At 58.9% G+C, this 15525-nt stretch carries 22 protein-coding genes; 1 reads left to right on the top strand and 21 read right to left on the bottom strand.

Annotation, left to right across the window (positions count from 1 at the left end; all coding sequences use genetic code 11):
* Window positions 1-308: 308 nt before the first annotated feature.
* The 21 genes from P186_RS13055 to P186_RS12965 form a co-directional block, all read right to left on the bottom strand.
* Entirely contained in the window at window positions 309-542 is a 234-nt protein-coding gene (locus P186_RS13055) for a hypothetical protein (protein WP_014289989.1), read from the bottom strand.
* A gap of 30 nt (window positions 543-572) precedes the next feature.
* Window positions 573-1517, bottom strand: coding sequence for a hypothetical protein (locus P186_RS13050; RefSeq protein WP_148683086.1), 945 nt, complete (start codon window positions 1515-1517; stop codon window positions 573-575).
* A gap of 20 nt (window positions 1518-1537) precedes the next feature.
* Window positions 1538-1879: a hypothetical protein gene (locus P186_RS13045; RefSeq protein ID WP_014289987.1), complete on the bottom strand. Its 342-nt coding sequence runs from the start codon at window positions 1877-1879 to the stop codon at window positions 1538-1540.
* Between the two features lie 18 nt (window positions 1880-1897).
* Window positions 1898-2068 (bottom strand): hypothetical protein, encoded by a 171-nt coding sequence (locus tag P186_RS13940; protein ID WP_158307153.1) that lies wholly within the window; start codon window positions 2066-2068, stop codon window positions 1898-1900.
* Between the two features lie 106 nt (window positions 2069-2174).
* Window positions 2175-3119 (bottom strand): ATPase domain-containing protein, encoded by a 945-nt coding sequence (locus P186_RS13040; protein WP_014289986.1) that lies wholly within the window; start codon window positions 3117-3119, stop codon window positions 2175-2177.
* A gap of 188 nt (window positions 3120-3307) precedes the next feature.
* The gene (locus P186_RS13035) at window positions 3308-3808 is read right to left on the bottom strand and encodes a hypothetical protein (protein WP_014289985.1); all 501 of its coding nucleotides are present in this window, start codon (window positions 3806-3808) and stop codon (window positions 3308-3310) included.
* Window positions 3809-3833: 25 nt separating this feature from the next.
* Entirely contained in the window at window positions 3834-6134 is a 2301-nt protein-coding gene (locus tag P186_RS13030; RefSeq protein WP_193383985.1) for a hypothetical protein, read from the bottom strand.
* Between the two features lie 21 nt (window positions 6135-6155).
* Entirely contained in the window at window positions 6156-6572 is a 417-nt protein-coding gene (locus tag P186_RS13025; protein WP_014289983.1) for a hypothetical protein, read from the bottom strand.
* Window positions 6556-7140, bottom strand: a complete 585-nt coding sequence (locus P186_RS13020; RefSeq protein ID WP_014289982.1) for a hypothetical protein — start codon at window positions 7138-7140, stop codon at window positions 6556-6558. The genes P186_RS13025 and P186_RS13020 overlap by 17 nt, the downstream gene beginning before the upstream one ends.
* Complete coding sequence (locus P186_RS14440; RefSeq protein ID WP_014289981.1) at window positions 7118-7528, bottom strand: P-loop NTPase family protein; 411 nt, start codon at window positions 7526-7528, stop codon at window positions 7118-7120. The genes P186_RS13020 and P186_RS14440 overlap by 23 nt, the downstream gene beginning before the upstream one ends.
* Window position 7529: 1 nt before the next feature.
* Complete coding sequence (locus tag P186_RS14435) at window positions 7530-8045, bottom strand: ATPase AAA (protein WP_014289980.1); 516 nt, start codon at window positions 8043-8045, stop codon at window positions 7530-7532.
* On the bottom strand, window positions 8042-8815 hold the full coding sequence (locus P186_RS13010; RefSeq protein WP_014289979.1) for a hypothetical protein: 774 nt from the start codon (window positions 8813-8815) through the stop codon (window positions 8042-8044). Before P186_RS13010 ends, P186_RS14435 begins: the two co-directional genes overlap by 4 nt.
* Window positions 8815-9594: a hypothetical protein gene (locus tag P186_RS13005; RefSeq protein WP_014289978.1), complete on the bottom strand. Its 780-nt coding sequence runs from the start codon at window positions 9592-9594 to the stop codon at window positions 8815-8817. Before P186_RS13005 ends, P186_RS13010 begins: the two co-directional genes overlap by 1 nt.
* A gap of 25 nt (window positions 9595-9619) precedes the next feature.
* On the bottom strand, window positions 9620-11584 hold the full coding sequence (locus P186_RS13000; RefSeq protein WP_014289977.1) for an ATP-binding protein: 1965 nt from the start codon (window positions 11582-11584) through the stop codon (window positions 9620-9622).
* On the bottom strand, window positions 11581-11907 hold the full coding sequence (locus tag P186_RS12995; protein ID WP_014289976.1) for a hypothetical protein: 327 nt from the start codon (window positions 11905-11907) through the stop codon (window positions 11581-11583). Before P186_RS12995 ends, P186_RS13000 begins: the two co-directional genes overlap by 4 nt.
* A complete protein-coding gene (locus tag P186_RS12990; RefSeq protein ID WP_014289975.1) occupies window positions 11904-12305 on the bottom strand; it encodes a hypothetical protein in 402 nt (133 codons plus the stop codon). The genes P186_RS12995 and P186_RS12990 overlap by 4 nt, the downstream gene beginning before the upstream one ends.
* Complete coding sequence (locus P186_RS12985; RefSeq protein WP_014289974.1) at window positions 12302-12799, bottom strand: P-loop NTPase family protein; 498 nt, start codon at window positions 12797-12799, stop codon at window positions 12302-12304. Before P186_RS12985 ends, P186_RS12990 begins: the two co-directional genes overlap by 4 nt.
* Window positions 12796-13104: a hypothetical protein gene (locus P186_RS12980; protein WP_148683085.1), complete on the bottom strand. Its 309-nt coding sequence runs from the start codon at window positions 13102-13104 to the stop codon at window positions 12796-12798. The genes P186_RS12985 and P186_RS12980 overlap by 4 nt, the downstream gene beginning before the upstream one ends.
* A gap of 337 nt (window positions 13105-13441) precedes the next feature.
* Entirely contained in the window at window positions 13442-13636 is a 195-nt protein-coding gene (locus tag P186_RS12975) for a hypothetical protein (RefSeq protein WP_148683084.1), read from the bottom strand.
* Between the two features lie 319 nt (window positions 13637-13955).
* The gene (locus P186_RS12970) at window positions 13956-14291 is read right to left on the bottom strand and encodes a hypothetical protein (protein WP_014289972.1); all 336 of its coding nucleotides are present in this window, start codon (window positions 14289-14291) and stop codon (window positions 13956-13958) included.
* Window positions 14288-14725, bottom strand: coding sequence for a hypothetical protein (locus P186_RS12965; RefSeq protein ID WP_148683083.1), 438 nt, complete (start codon window positions 14723-14725; stop codon window positions 14288-14290). Before P186_RS12965 ends, P186_RS12970 begins: the two co-directional genes overlap by 4 nt.
* Window positions 14726-15018: 293 nt before the next feature.
* Here P186_RS12965 and P186_RS12960 point away from each other — a divergent pair, with 293 nt between their 5' ends.
* Entirely contained in the window at window positions 15019-15492 is a 474-nt protein-coding gene (locus P186_RS12960) for a hypothetical protein (RefSeq protein WP_014289970.1), read from the top strand.
* The last annotated feature ends 33 nt before the right edge of the window (window positions 15493-15525 follow it).

The raw sequence follows: 15525 nt of genomic DNA, 5'->3' as shown, positions 1-15525 counted from the left end.
GCCGAAAAAACCTTGCCAATCCCCTAAATTCCCCCACGCGCCGAGCTGTGTAAAGCGGCCAACGGCGTTGGCATCCTCCGCCTTTATTGACCACGGCGTGGGCAATACCCAGCGTTTGTGTCTCAGGTGTAGACAGCCGACGGGGGTTGCCCCTATGTAGGCGGGGAGCCGCTGTGGATATAACGCGGCGTGTAATGCCCGCGCCGTGGACAAAATCCGATGAGAAATATCCCCAGCGGGGACAAAACTCGCCGTTTTATGTCAACGCCGTGAGCAAAATCCTGCGGAAAATGTCCCCACCGTGGACGTCACCCGGCGTTTTCGTCTGCGGCGCTAGAGCTCAGCCTCCTCCTCAGAATCGCCACCCAGACGTTGTCTACAGGTGGAGTGCCCGGCCTCTCGGCGGCTTCTCTCCTCTCGGCGGCGCCCCCTCCGCCGGCCTTCTGCATATTTGCAGACTTCTCCACAGCAACCGCGGCTTTATCTACGGCGGCCGCCTCCCTCAGCTTTTCACAGCAGAGGCGGCCCGGGGTCCTCGGCATGTGTAGAGTTTTCTACAGGTGGATAAGGGTCTATTGTTTGATTTTGAAGTAGGCTTTTAGTGTCTCTAGGTAGTCTGCCCCCGTCTCTATCATCACCACCACTGGGTTTCCCCAGAGGCCCAGCGCCGTGAGCATCTCCGCGGCGGCGTCGTCGAAGGGGGCTTCAGCCCTCTGGGCCAGCTCTCTGTAGGCCTTCAAGACGCTACGCTGAGGCTCTCTGTCAAAATCCTCCCACTTGTAGATGTTGAGTACCCCCCTTGCCAGTCTGTAGGCGGCCTCCCCCACGGCCGCCAGTGTGGGGGGCCACGGCGTGTAGACGCCGCCGAAGAGAAGCCAGGCGGCCGCAGTTGCCATGACGTGCTCCACCCTCGGCTCGCCTAGCAGAACTACCGAGTCTCTGTAGACGTAGGCCTGGGAGAGGAGCGACTCCGCCGCCGGGTTGCCCAGGCTCTCCAAGAGGAGGAGCATAGCCGTCCTCAAGTTCTCCACACGCCCCGCCCTCCCAACACGCCTCCAGTCCAGCTCCCACGGCTCCACGAGGGCGTAGACGTAGGCCTCCACATCCCTCCTCCTCCCCCCAGTCCTAAACTCTTGAAATCTTTGGTAGAACCTCAGCGTGATTGCCTTCACCAGAGCCACGGCCTCCGCCACCCTAGTCCTGTCTGTCAAGATGTAGCGTGGGTAGTAGACGCGTCTAGGCGAGGCCATGGGAAGCGGGGCGCAGCGCTCCGACTTGGCGATCGGCTCCGTGCAGTCGGCGGACTGCGCCACCTGGTCCAGATGGCGCTGTCTACACATCTCGTACACCTCGTAAGAAGACAGATCTCTGTACACCCGCCGCAGGTCGTCGCAGAGGAGGCGGCAGTTGGGGTGCCTCGACGCCAGCTCTCTCACCACCCACCTAGCCCTAGCCTCGGCCTCCTCCTCCGGGAGGCCCGCGAGGCGGAACATCCGCTTTAAGAGGCCGCAGACCACGTACAGAAATACCTCCGATTTTAAACCTCTCCACACGTCACTTCAAACTCCTCCAGAGCGTCTCTCACCACCTTAGGCGGGTAGGCCCACTCTCCAAGGGCCTCCGCGGCGAGGGGGTCTCTCACGGAGTTCCTCGCTCTTCTGGCCAGCTCCACGAGGCAAGCCACCTCCCTCAGCACGGCCCTCAGCTTCTCCACGCAGTCCCCCTCTTTGTTTGAGGCTTCTCTGGGCTCCCACCTGCCGAGGTATACTGTCCTCTTCCTCCCGCCGTAGTAGAGAGTGGCGTAGAGAGAGTCGCCGCGGCGCCAGACGTAGACAGACACACCCCCCACCACGCCCCTAGCCACAGACGCGTAGGACATGTCTATCGAGAAGAGGGGCTAGTCCTCACTCCAGCCGCGCCGGTTCTCATACAGCGAGAGGCTCGGCGTAGAGACGGGGGATGAGAACGCGGCGCCGTTTTTCAAACGCCTGTTCTCACAAGCCGAGAAATCCGGCGAAGAGGCGCCGGGTGAGAACGCCGCGCCGCGGAGCCAGACGCTAGTTCTCACACAGCGGAGAACCCGCCTCCGAGACGGCGTGTGAGGAACGGCGTATTGCAGTCGACACGCCGTTCTCACAAACCGAAAAACCCGGCGGGGAGACGCCGAGTGAGAACTAGTAGAGGCCGTCATCTCGAATCTCGTAGCGAATCTCGACTGTGGGAGCCATCCCCGGCACGTCCAGCGGGATCATCACGCCCTCAGCCTTCTGCTTGTTAGGCCTCCTCATGAGAAACAGCGCGTGGACCCCGTGAAGCAAGACGTTGCCTCCCGCGGGCCTCTTGCTACTGAAGAAGTCCGGCACGTCGATGACTTGATCCGTCAGTATAGACAGGGTGCCGTAGACGGCGGCCATCCTCCTCAGAACGTCAAGGAAGTAGGCCAGCAACTGCTGACGGGCGGCCAGCCTTTCTCTACCCCTAAACTGGGCGCGCAGGGCGTGAGACACCATGGAGTCCACAACGACAACGTCGACGCCCCTAAGCGACAGCAGAACCTCCTTCAGATCGATGGGATCTATCACCTGGGTTATGTGTAGCCTGTCAGACAGCGCGGTGAGGTCGGAGCCGAATCTCTTGGCGACTTTCTCGAAGAGGGAGAGGTTCAGCGCCCCCTCGGTGTCGATATAGACAACGCGCTTGCCGGCGAGGGCCGCCAGTACCGATGCCTGTATGGCGAACATGGACTTCCCCGCCCCGTACTCGCCAGCCAGCCCGTAGATGTAGCCGAAGCGCAGGCCGCCCCAAGGCGTCTTCTCGTCAAATTCGCTCACATGAGTCTTCAACACCTCAGCCACGGCATATGACTTAACGGCCTCCGACACCGGCACAACCCTCGCCCCCACGCCGGCGGCTCTCCTAACAGCGGCGAGTACCTCCTCGGCCTTCTCAAGGTCGTCCTCCAGCTCGAGGAGCTGGGCCAGCTCCACCACGTTCTTAACCGCTAAATGTCTCAGCCCGCCCAGCTCCGCGCAGAGCTTGAGCACGTCGTCTCTCTTAGGCCCCCTGTACTGCTGGCACTCCTCGGGAGCCTCTGCCCTCCTAGGCATTGCCTTCTTCACCTCCTCCCTGGAAAAAATCTTCTAACTTCGCCTCCACCGTGAAGTACGCCAAGGCGGCTTAATAGCTCTTCTCTAGACTAACTCGTAAGACAACCTAGATGTTTTGACAACTGCAGTATACAGACATTTACGTTGCGACTAGGCTTGTCTTATTCAGAAAGACAGGTTTGGTAGCCGCTACAGCTGAGCTATCTGTACAGGAGGTATTTCCAGCTCTTGGGAAGCCCCCGGTACATGTTGTGCACCCTCTCCCAGATGTAGTAGCCGAGGAAGTACCACGGCCAGTCCACCGGGGTGGGAATTGCCTGTCCAAAGTCTACATACTGGAAGGGGTGGGGCACCGCCGACCTCCAGTACGGAGAGGCGGCGGCTATGACAAACCCAGACAGAGCCAGACCCGCCACGAAGAAAAACAGCGACTTTAACCTACTCCAAACCCCCCTCGCCAGCAGAATCGGCACTGCGAGGAGCATGACGTAGAACAAGAAGATGGACAAGACAGCCGCCGCGGCGCCTCTTATAAAAAACCCAGCCGCCAGAAGGACAGCCCACACAGACAGCCACCGCCTATCGAAAGCGGCGGCGTAGGCAACAAAATAAGAAACCACAGAGGCGGGCAGTATACCCTCTCTCAAAAAACCAAAAAGAAAGAGATGGAAAAAAGACACGACACCCAACACCAAACCCATCCTAAAAAAGGGGAGTTTTAAAAAGCTAGCCATATCTAGAAGCATCACAGATAAACCATCTACCATATACCTCCGGTCTTAAAAGTGCGGCATCTGCAATCTCCTGTTTACCACATGTAAACGTCCTAAATAAATGTATAGTACTCCTACTAAATGTCCATGGCATTGTGTTCAGATATATTGAATAAGGCCCGTAGCTATATCTAACACCACCACATACCATATCTATTCTCATCACATACCTAATGGGGGTGCCAAAGGCATCGGGGGGTAATCTTAAACCTTGTTTTGTAGTATTTATAGCGACTGGGGGCGCTAGGCTACCAAGCTCGATGCTATACACAACTCCTCCACCTGACGAACCTGCACTAACTTTAGTATCTGTAGCCTCTTCAAGAAGATCTATGGCAAATGTAGCCCAGCTAATCACTTTAAGAAATGCGGAAACTCTTCTATTAGTTTCATCAAATACATTACTAATGAAATCAATTAATATATCAATAACTGTTGATGAGAAGCCGCCGGCTCTTTCTCTAAACGCCTTAGCTGAACCATGTTCCATCGCAATCTGTGATCCGCTTGTTGCATTATAAGCCCATATATAGACATCTACACGTGAACAATGTAGTTGTCCATCGTATCTATGTAGTGAAATTAGCGAACGTGTATTGTGATATTCCCAATCTGCAAGTAGCTTGAATTCAGTCTTTGTGCCGTAGCGGATGAGAGTGCCTGAATAGGGGTCGTAGTAGGTGGCGAAGCCAGAGGCGGTGAAGTAGCTCCAGGTTAGTGGATATGCGAAGATTATTGACGACCTGGCGTTCATTTCCGGTCTGTATAAACCCTGTATAGTCATCCTGTTTATCTGTATGCCACTGTAGTACGATGCCGAGTTGAAAGGTCCTATAAATAAGGCGTGTGTTGTGCCTCCGACGTATAAACTAGCGGATGCCGCCGTGTTGAGAGCGCCGGTGAACATCTGGGGAGATACTTCGTATTGGTAGCACCCGTCGGAGGTCTGAGTTCGGCTTACTGTGCCTATGTAGAAAGGCCCCCAGTACACGTTTATACTAGTAGGCGCCTGGGGGCTACATACCTTAATGATAATATTTGAGCGGGCGCTTCCGAGGACGTAGCCGGGGGGTACTGTAAAGCCCGGCACGGCGATGTACGTGCCGTCGTAGAGCTGCTCAACGCCACCTGGAGGAACCTTTACCACAGTGCCTTGGCCCGGCGACTCCAAGGCAAAGGGCTGTGCGTAGGATCTGGCTGGGACAACTGCGTGTATAAAGGCGTCTATGTAGTCGCGGCCGTAGCCGCCCATGCTGGCGGGCACACATATTCTCAAATCTACTCTCTTATTCCTATCTCTCCAACTGCTTAAATCTAGGTGGACGAGGTACCAAGGCCTCGGCGGGTTTGGGACGCAGTGTATACCCGGGGCAACCATACTACTCCCGTTTAGAATAAGATTAGATGCGAGGCGTTGACCGGTGTCTTCATCTGTGATATTAGCCTTTATAGAGAGGAGGAGGCAACTGGCGCCTCCGTAGATCTCGGCCCGCGTAGCTGGTGTGAAGCTGAGTGTGAAGCTAGAGGTGCCGTTGGGTAGTATAAAGCGGCCTCTGGCGCAGACCTCCCCGGTTCTGTACGGAGACAGATCTAGGACGTAGTTGTCAGTCTGCGCTAGTTTAAAAGACGCCACGATGTCGCCGGAAAACCTCTCGAAAATATCAGGCCCAGGCGTAATTAGGGACAGCGGCTGTATCTGCTCCGTGTTTCTCACTAGGGAGGGCGGCTGTGTCTGTGCTGTGTTTTCACCGTCTGCGCTTCTTATGGCCCTCCTCGCCACTACTCTGCCTTTCACAATCTCGAAGTGGTCGGCTACGTACTCAAGCGGGAGCGCCGGGGGCGCGGCTGGCTCTTCTGTGGCGTTTATGATGGTGACGCCGTGTCTCCTACCCCGGGCCTCCACCTCTATGTAAAGCCCCCTCCCCGCCGGCGCCGGGTCGCCGGGCGGGAAGCACACCAGCCCTTTTATAACTGGCGGGAGTACCGTCAAGTTCTGCACCTGGGGCTTCGTGGAGTTGGCCTCCCAGATGCCCACTGTCTTAATCACAGTGCCGTTGATATATAGCTGGGCTGGTTGCCTAGCCCCCCGGGAGGTGACGAAGCCGGTGATCAGCGGCGGCTTCCCCGCCAAGCCAGCCTCCACAGCGTCCACACAGACCAGAACCGGCCTCCCCGCGGATGCCCCCTGTTGCTGTGTAGAAGCCGCCGCCAGCAACACAGCCGCCAACACCATTACCAACCCGAGCCACCGCATATCAGCAAGAACCCATTTTTTTTAAGTTTTACTGCTATGAACACGCCAAAACCTACCTCCTCTAAACAGAAGGACGGCGCACTTCTTGACTACCGCAACGGCGTCGTAGTCCCTTGTCACCACGGCGCATCCAGCCCCGCACTCAGCCTCGCACAGCTCCGCGGCATACAGCTCCGCCGGCTTCTGCTCGGATAGTCTGCAGTCGAGGCCGTAACTACGGCACGCCTCAAGATAGCGCCTAGCGAGAGGCATGTGGGTCTCGCTCCAGGCGTCTACCACAAACACCGCCTCCACGCCGGCCTCCGCCGCCGACCTAAACAGCTCCTCCGGATCGCTGAGGGCGGCCGCTATGGAGAAGACGTCTACGTACAGCCTCCGGTAGTTGGCCGGCGAGTCTGGCTTAAGCTCGAATACGCCCTTCCTAGTCCTCACCCTCATGGAATTTTGCGACGAGGAACTTCGCCACGGCGAGGGGCACCCCCTCCCCCTCCGCCTCGTAAACCACATAGCCGCCGCATTTAACCGCAATACGCCTCTGCCTAGAGATCACCAATACTCTGAAGCGGGGGGATGTGTAGAAGGTGAGATCCGCTCTGTCGGCGTCTGGCCTGAGGTACACCTCTCCACTCGCCGATATGCGCCCCCGGCACTCCACCACAGCCTCGGCAACGTAGACCGTCGTCCTCTCGGCCTTCTCCAAAGCCCTCTTGTACCTGCGGAAGAGCATGACGGCGGCTACGTGTGTGCAAATGTCCCTCCTGCGCCTGAGGCCGAACTGCGTGTAGTAGCATGTGCAGAGCCAGCGCTTTTCAGCCTCCGACCACCAGACCTGGTAAAGAGGCCTCCAATCCCCCAGCTCACGCCTCCCCTCAACCACGTAGAGGTCCTCTCTAACTTCACGCACGTCGCCGAGCCTTAGGAGGGCCCTCTTAATCCAGCTCCTCGACTTGCCTGGGAAGTCCGCCCTGAGCGCCTCCACGGCTCTACGCAGGGGATCTGTCGACATACGGCGGCACGGTTATTCGGAACTGGGCCCATGTGCCGCGTAGAGGCAACAGCTTAGCCAACGCCTCCGCCGAGCGGAGAGAGGCGGCTCTAACCGTTATAAGCGCCTCGGAGGGCTGTAGCGGCGTTGTTTTAGACTCGTCTAGGTCCCAGTCTGGGAATCTCACAACCATCTTGACGTAGCCGACGTGTCGTAGAAACTCCCGGTAGGAGTGCGACACTAGGACGAAGAAGCGGCCGCGGCTTCTCCCAGTCCTCAAGTGGTCAGTGAGGAGGGAGTACCTCGACGTGAATGCCAGGAATCGGTGTGCCTCGTCCACGACGTAGATGACGTTCTTCAAGTCTCTGGTGAGCTCTAGATGCGCCAGCACGTAGGCCAGCCTACCCACTCTATCCAGCCCCCGAGACGTCGACGCAGGTCGAGGCTCCGTGCCGGATGGGTACGTCCGTCTTGTCGAACTGCGCAACGTCGAAGTGGACTAGACGCCTACGCAGGGCGTAGGCTGTGTCCATCTCGTGCGGCTCGGCTATGTTCAAAACCTCGCGCCTCACCTGCGATAGGGTGCGCGCCCCCCTCTCCACAGTTCTGTGTAGCAGTTCCGCCATCGCGGGAGTCAGCAGATAGGGGTACTCGCCGTACGTGGCCGCTAAAGACTCCTCCAAAATCTCAACAACGCGCGGCGTGGGGAGGTCGAGGGGGTTTACCGAAAACCTCCCCACGTAGTTGCAGAGGCCGCGTTGCTGGAAGTCGCCGGCTGTGTCGTATACAACGACGGCGTAGTCGCTGGGGACCTCGCGGAGAGACCACTTGACGAGGGAGGTCTTGCCAGTGCCGGGGAGCCCCGTGATTAGCGCATTCCCCTCCACGGCCACCACCAGCCTGAAGAGCTGGGTATGGAGGGTCATACGCCCAGCGCCCTAATCCCCAGGTCCGTGAGCCTCACCGTCAGCGTCAGCGCGTCTAGCCTCACTAGGCCTAGCTGAGAGGCTTTGATTACAGCCTGGCCGTACTTCTCCTGGGCGTATTTCAGCGATAGGAAGCCCCCAGCCTCCCACAGAGTGCGTAGCAAATCCTTGACGTCGGGGTCCTCCACCTCGGCGGCTGGCGGAGGCGTGTACGCTCTGCACAGCCTACCGCCGGCCCAGGCCTTCTTCATCGCCAGCCCCTCGTACGTCAAGCCCTGGACAGCGAGGACAACCCTATCGGCGACAGCCGCCTTGGGGTCGTAGACAGAGGTGTAGATGCGCAGTACGCCGGAGAGGGGCTTTGCCATGGCCAGCAGGTCTGTGTACATAGGCCAGACGTCTGTATACACCTCGACAGCCCAGCCCTCGGCCGAGGCGTCGAGGTGGAAAGCCAAGGCGAGGCCCATCGCCAAGAGGACGGGGTCGACGGGAGGTGCTCTGTATTGAAATACGCCCTCCCCCCTCTGCAACTCTCCGTAGTCCACGTAGCGGAAGAGGGCGCATAGAGGGGCGCTGCACTGAGCCAGCTCGGCGGTGTGCCTCGGGTAGAGGGGAGGGTTGTTGTTTCTAAGGAAGACTGTTGTAAAGACAAGGGAGCCCTCTGCAGTAAGCTCGAAGCCCAAGCCGGTTGCCCTCTCCGAGGGGCAGAAGGTGTACCTTGTTTTCGCCTCAGGCGGCTCTGCAAGGCCGCCTATTACAATCTCCAGCATCAGCAGGTGAGCTGTATCGGCACGCCTATGAGCTGTAGCAACTGGTTTGCGTAGTGCGAGAAAACTGGACAGCCCTTGTTGAAAAACTCCACGGCGAACCTCGCCTTTTTCGAGTCGTCTAGCCGTATGACGGCGAGTCTGGCGGGGGAGGCGTTTACCACGTAGCCCTCGTAGCGCCATATCGAGTACAGCTCCTCCCGCTTTGGAGGCTTGACGACAGCCCGCCTGTCACAGCCGAGGACCAGGGCGTATCCCCCCGACCTAAACAGCTGGGCGATGTGCTCGATGGAGCCCCTAAGTATGAAGCCGTAGGCACACAACTGTTTCTCCACATTACCAGCGATGTAGAAGCGGTAGTCAGGCTCAGTCCACCTATCCGCCCTCTTCACTCTCCTCAGCAGGTAGACCTCTTGAGGAGACTTCACCACAACCACGTCTCCCAGCCTCGCGTACGGCTCGTTCACCGGGAGCCAGTAGATGTTTAGAAACAGTACCCTCTGCCGGATAGGCAGAACCCAGCCGGCGGGAGGAGGCGGGGGCGGCGTGTTCTGCGTAAAGCCGGGCTCAGGTGCGTCAGTCTCGAAGCCGGCGGGGGGCTCCCTGGGCGCCGGGGCCGGGCTTGTCGGTGTCTGCGGGCGGGAGCCGTCTCCTCCGAGTATCCTCCGCAGATACTCGGCCATGTCGACAGTCCCCGTCCCGCGTGCCTCTTCTCTGGCTAGGGTCTGCGTCTCGCCGCAGAGGTCTGGCCTCCTCACGCAGATCTCTCTCGGGTCGGTCATAGCGCTGGCGGAGGCGCCGCTTTGTTCATGCCTTCAGCCGCGGGTCTAGGGGTATTTTGACGTGGTATTTCAAGTTGCGGGGTTTTATGCGCATGACGGCCATGGCGTAGGGCTGTCCCGACAGCGAGGCCTCCCTCGGCGTGACTGTGGTCAGAAGGTAGGCGGCGTCGGCGTCGTCTAGGTAGAGGACGTGGGCAAGCGGCTTCACCACGTCCTCGCCCCCGCCGAAGAGAAGCTGTACAGAGGCGCTCCGCAACAAGTCATGCTCCAGCTGAGTCTCCAACTGAAGGACAAACCAAATGGCCAGCCCGTACTTCCTACCACCCATCACAATCTCCTCAAGCATAGAAGAGAGGGTGGAGTAGCCCGGCACGCCCCTCTTAGAGATCAGCCTAGCCTCGTCAAAGACAATGACGGTCCTCACCCTCTCCACCCTCTCGTCTATGTGCTTTGCGAGGAGGTACACCAGCAAAACTCCGTAGAAGAAGGCCTGCAGCGCCGCGTCTTTCCTAGCCTTGTACACACTGAAGACCACGTGCCTCCCGCCCACGTCCACGAAGCGGGGGCTGTAGCCGGCCAGAGAGGCCATCCTCTCCAGCACCGCCTTAACGGCCTCTGCGTTCTCCCCCGCATCCAGCCCGTACTCCCCCGCCAGCCTCCTAAACCACATAGACTTGGCCAGCACCTCCGGCATGTCCGACGGAAGCTCCTCCGGCACCTCCACCACCTGCGCCCCATACAGCGCGGCCCACTTGAGGTAGTCTCCGTGGGGGTCCACCACCACGACGTCGACCCCGGCCTCTGCCAAGACCCCGAGCCAGCTGCCCACAGTCCAGGACTTGCCGAGGCCGGAGGCGCCGATCACGACGCCGTGGACGGTGGGGAGGGCGTCTAGGTCGACGGAGACCGGCCTGCCGAATCTGTCGTAGGCCAGCACCACCTCCCTACCCACCGCCAGGAGCTTCCCCCCGTAGAACATGGGGAAGCGGGAGAGGTCGTGCGAAAGCGCCCTGACGCCGTTTCTCAACGTCCAGAAGTCGTATGTGGCTATCCAGTCCTGCGTCATGTAGATGGAGTGGAGGTCCTTGGAGCCGTATGGGTAGAGGAGGATGGGCCTCTCGTTGTACCTAGCCATCCTCTCCACGAATTCGGAGAGCTCCCTTATGCGGATGAGCCTCTTACCGGTGTCCCTCCCCTCGTACACCTTGACGAACTTCTTGTGGACCGCCTCTGGGGGCATGTCCGTAAACGCCACCGCCCACTTCTCCATCATGCCGAAGGCGGCGGCCTCCGCAGACGCCATGGCCTCCAGCATCTCCCGAGACGCCGGGAGGGAGGAGGCCCGGGAGACGTGCGACAGAGAGAGGAGGAGGTACGGCACTCTGTACCACCTCCTAACCCGTCTATAGACAAACAGCCACAGCGGTATCGCCAGCAGAAACCAGCCGCTTGAAATCAAGGCCAGGGGGATGAACAAAAGGGCGGTTAGGTAGGGCCACCTCCCCGGCTGCTTTCTGCTGGAGAGCCAGGGCTCCGCCTTGTCGAGGACGTAGTACTCTTTGAGGATTAGCTCCACCTGCCTAAGCCTCTCCGGGGTCAGCCGCCTCGCGGTGTAGCGTATGTATTTGCGGTCTCCCCAGACGAAGTACGTCACCCACTCCCCCCTCCTCAGCGACAGCTTTGCGTACATCTCGTGGAGCCTGGGGGCGGCGGATATGCCGTATACCGAGTGTATAGGCTCGGCGCGCCAGAAGACGTGGTACAGCCCGCGGCGGGGGTCGAAAGCCGCCTTGACGCCCGGCTCCTCGTAGAGCACCCTAACAGGCTCCAGAGGGGCAACCCTTGTGTGAACCCACACCAACACCTCCTCCCCCCACGCCAGTATTGGAAAAACCGCCAGAAGGGCCAGAGGCGGATACGCCTTGGCCATAATGGCAATCGCCAACAGCGACAAGCCGAACAGCGCAAGGGTCTTGTCGTAGTAGTTCACGGCTCCACCAGCCTCCTAGCCTCGTCTATTCTTCCCTCTAGTATAAGCCTCGCCACCATCTCGGTGTCTAGCCCGGCCATGGCGGCTTCAAACAGCAACCACTTGTGCGGCGTCTCCCAGACGGCGATAAACATGGCGTAGCACTTCATCCAGTCTCTGCAGGTCTTAACCGCCATGTCGTAGAGCTCTGGGTAGAGGGGCTTAACCCCAAGTTCTCTCCACACCGTGGCGAATTCAGCCAGCCTCGGGCGCCACCCAGGCGGAGGCGGCGGCGCCTCCTTGGCTGTGCGTTCTCTCTTCAGCAAGGCCTCCAGCTCTTTCATGGCCTAGCCGCCTTCTCCGCCTCCTCCAACTCGCCGCGCCACAGCAGATCGACAACTTTGGCTATGTCGGCGCCGGTCCAGGCGGCTTTGAAAATCACCTCGCGGCTTTTGGCGTCTTCCCAGAGCACAGACAGCTTTCTGTAGCAGTCAAACACCTCGGGACACGTCGTAGCCAGATCGAAAAGCTCTGGGAACATCGGCTCCACCCCCAGCTCTCTCATGGCTCTCTCCAGCTTTACCTCTCTACACTGCCACCTCTCGGGAGGGGGCTCCGGGATGCGGACACGCTCCTCCGGCTTAATCTTCTCCAACTCCTCCCTCTGCCTCTTCAACATCTCCAGAAGCTCCTCCCGCGGCGACCTAGGCCTTTTGGCTTTCTTCTTCTCTTTCCCAATCATAGCCACTGGGCTATCTGCTTGAGGATTTTGCCTATTCTTCTGCGGAATCGCTCCAGTGGGGGGCTTCCGCAGAGCAGCGGGTGCACGCCGCGTTGGTAGCTCCACGCAACCTCTCTCACGAAGGGTATCCACCCCCTGGCCCAGGCCGAAAGCGCGCCGGCTTTGTTCACGACGATGTAGTAGCCCCTCCTCTCCAGCGACTCCACGTCGACATGTCTCAAATCGGCAGGCTCAAGGACTGCTACGTACTTGTCTGCCCTAGGCGTGTCGAATATCGAGGTGTCCACGACGGCGTATTTGGCCTTCATCTCCCTAGCCTCTGAGACGTCGGCGGCGAGGGGGACAACCCCCTTCAGCAACCTAGCCCCGGTCTTATCCGCCGCGTCGATAAAGACGGCACGCGCCGAGGCTAGGTGCAGGTAGAGGGCGAGGGAGGTGGCGATAAAAGTCTTCCCCGCGCCCAGGGGCCCTATCACGGCCACGGTTTTTGTCATGTGGCCTCTAGACAGGTTGGGGGGAAAAACCTTGTCAGGTACCTCTCCACTTCTTCCAGCGCCTCGCCTACCATCCTGCCGTAGTCTGTAAGCGTGTATACGCCTTCCAGCGCCGCGGCCTCGCGCCTCACTAGCTGTGGCCAAACCCGCCAGTCGTAGCGGAGGCCTGCGCATCTAACGGCCTCTCTAGCCAGAGCCTCTAGCTCGCCAGCCGCGGCCGGGCCTCTCATCAACCTCCTAATCAACCTGTAGCGGATGAGCTCCCCCACCGGCGAGTAGACCTCAACCCACCCAACAGCGTACATAACCAAGTCTTGCAAAAGGGAGGGATAAACATCACACAGATGTACTGCAATTTTATCTTCCTTAATACAGGCATAATAATTTTCAGCCAGCTCTACCTGCCTCTATTTCTAACTGTAGCAAATAGTGATGGTAGAAGGGGGGAATCAGGACCCCCACGCCGCTGATGGGTGATTGGCGTCGGGGTTTCTGAGGTCCCTCATCCCCCATTATTTCTCTCAACACCGAAATTTAAGCCTAACTAATAAAATTTAGATAAGATCATGTTAACAAGACGGAGAGAGCTTGTGTTAGAAGCGTTCCCCCAGCTCGGCCGCTGTGCAACCTTGCTTGGCTTTTCTAGCGGTGTGCTTGGCGGGTCTCCCCCGCGGTTGAGGCTGACGTACGCCACTCCCCCTCCCCAAAGCCAGGCGCCGCGTCTGGCGGCTCTGGGTACTGCCTTGAACACCTCCCTCTCGGAGACTCCCAGAGCCTCCGCCTGCCGGCATATTCACTGTGTTGTTGCGGCGGCGAGGCCCCTCCCCATAGCCGCATTTTTAACTGGCCTCACCGCCTCTTGTACGACACGGCGTATCGTACAAAAACTCGGCGCCTCTCAAAATTTGTACAAACCGCCGCCCCGCACACGCCGACTCTGACTCAACACACACCACATCTAACAAGCCATTTAAAAACAGCTAAAAGCCGCCAGACGAAAAACCACCAACGGATAGATGCCACAGACACCAACTAAACAAAAGACGCCGCCAACCCCACGGCGGCGATAATTGCGCTATCCGCGGCCAGAGCCACTGTATATGAAATAGCCGCCTCAGCCCACTTAACGTCCACCGCCTCGGCCCCAGCCACCTCCTCAACGGAGGCGGCCCCAGCCTCGACGCACGCGGCCAATACTTTTGTAAAAGCCCGGAGCATTATCTAAATGCTCCGGCCCTCTACCAATATAAACGGCGTATAGTTTGAGGGCGGGTGGGGCGTGTACAGCCGACAGCCTGCCCAGGAGGTAGTCAGCCTCCGGCGCGGCGCCGCGTCTGCAGTAGTAGATCCAGCTGGCCAGCGGCTGGAGGCTCCTTCTGTAGCCCCCCTCCCTTCTGTAGTACGCGGCGAGGGCCCAGGGATCCCCCGGCAGGCCCAGCCCGCCGATCAGCTCCTCGGCCACTTGGCAGAAGAACTCCCCCGGCCTCCTCACGGCAAGGCCCCAAGACCTCCTACCCGGGGGGCCTTTAGGGGGGCTATTTTGGCGAAGGCGGTGCACTGCCTGTTGTATACCTGGTAGAAGTTCTGCGGCTGGGTTAGAACCGCGGCGGGTCCGCACCTCAGCAGTATGTCCACCTCTCCGCCGGGGCCTACGGCGGCGAATTTGACGAGAGGCGCCGTGGAGAAGGCGCCGCTCTCCACAAAACGCCTGAGGGCGGGGGCGAATGGGCCTTGGACAAACGCGGCTAGGGGCTTTAGATAAGTCCTCAAAACCCAGGGCCTCTCCTTCACCACGCGCCTAAGCGCCTCCACGCCGCCCGCCGCCTCCACAAGCCTCTTGTAGAGAGGCCCCAGTAGGAGGGGCCACTCCTCCACCCGGGGGTGTACGAATAAGTGAAGAGGAGGCGCAAAACTACAAAATCTCAAAAATATAAACTTAAAGTTTCAACTAAAAATTGAAATAAATAAATTCGCCAAAAATTTATAGAGAAAAAATTTAACTCAAGACCCATCTCCAGCCGCGTCTTGAATCTTTTTAAAAACTGAAATTTATTAATTCTGCGGATTGATTACTTTCAGCCTACCCCCTCCTCAGCGTTTCGCTTTACCTTTTCGCATTCAGTTGTTTATAAAGGGAAGGCGTGTTTTTTAGTTTCGGTCTACTCCCGTACCTGTGTAAAATACATGGTGTGGATTTTTGGCGGTGCTTCACGTAGGGAGTGGATTTTGTGGAGCTTGGCAAGGTGTGGCGCGTGTTGAAGATCGCGGTTGGGCTTGGCGGCGAGGTGTCTTACTGGGATCTGCACAGGGCCTTCGGCGAAGAGGCCATCTACGTGCTGGAGAAGGCCCAGGAGCTGCGCCTCCTCAAGTGGACGCGGGCGGAGAGAGGCGGGAGGACACGCATCGTCTACCGCCTCACGAAGAGGGCCATCGAGATGATCGACATGACAATGGACAAATGCCCAGTGGAGGCCGAGGCGAGAGGCGGCCGTCTAGTATTCACAACGCCACTCGGCACCTACGCCGCTGGCTACAGCCCCTCGGCTCTGCTGTCACTAGCCGAGAAGCTAGCCGAGGCCTGCGGAGAAGACAGGCGGGAGGTTTACGACAAGCTGAAGAAAGCCGCCGAGAGAGCGGTCAGATTGGCCAGAGGGCTGGAGAGGTGGCTACTATACGGCTCAATTTCGCTCTAGGGCCGGCGGCCACGTGAGGCGGCGCGGCCTCGA

The sequence above is a fragment of the Pyrobaculum ferrireducens genome, assembly GCF_000234805.1.
In the GTDB taxonomy this organism is placed as follows: Archaea; Thermoproteota; Thermoprotei; order Thermoproteales; family Thermoproteaceae; genus Pyrobaculum; species Pyrobaculum ferrireducens.
The sequence above is the reverse complement of the archived record's forward strand: the minus strand, read 5'-3'. Positions and strand labels throughout refer to the sequence as shown.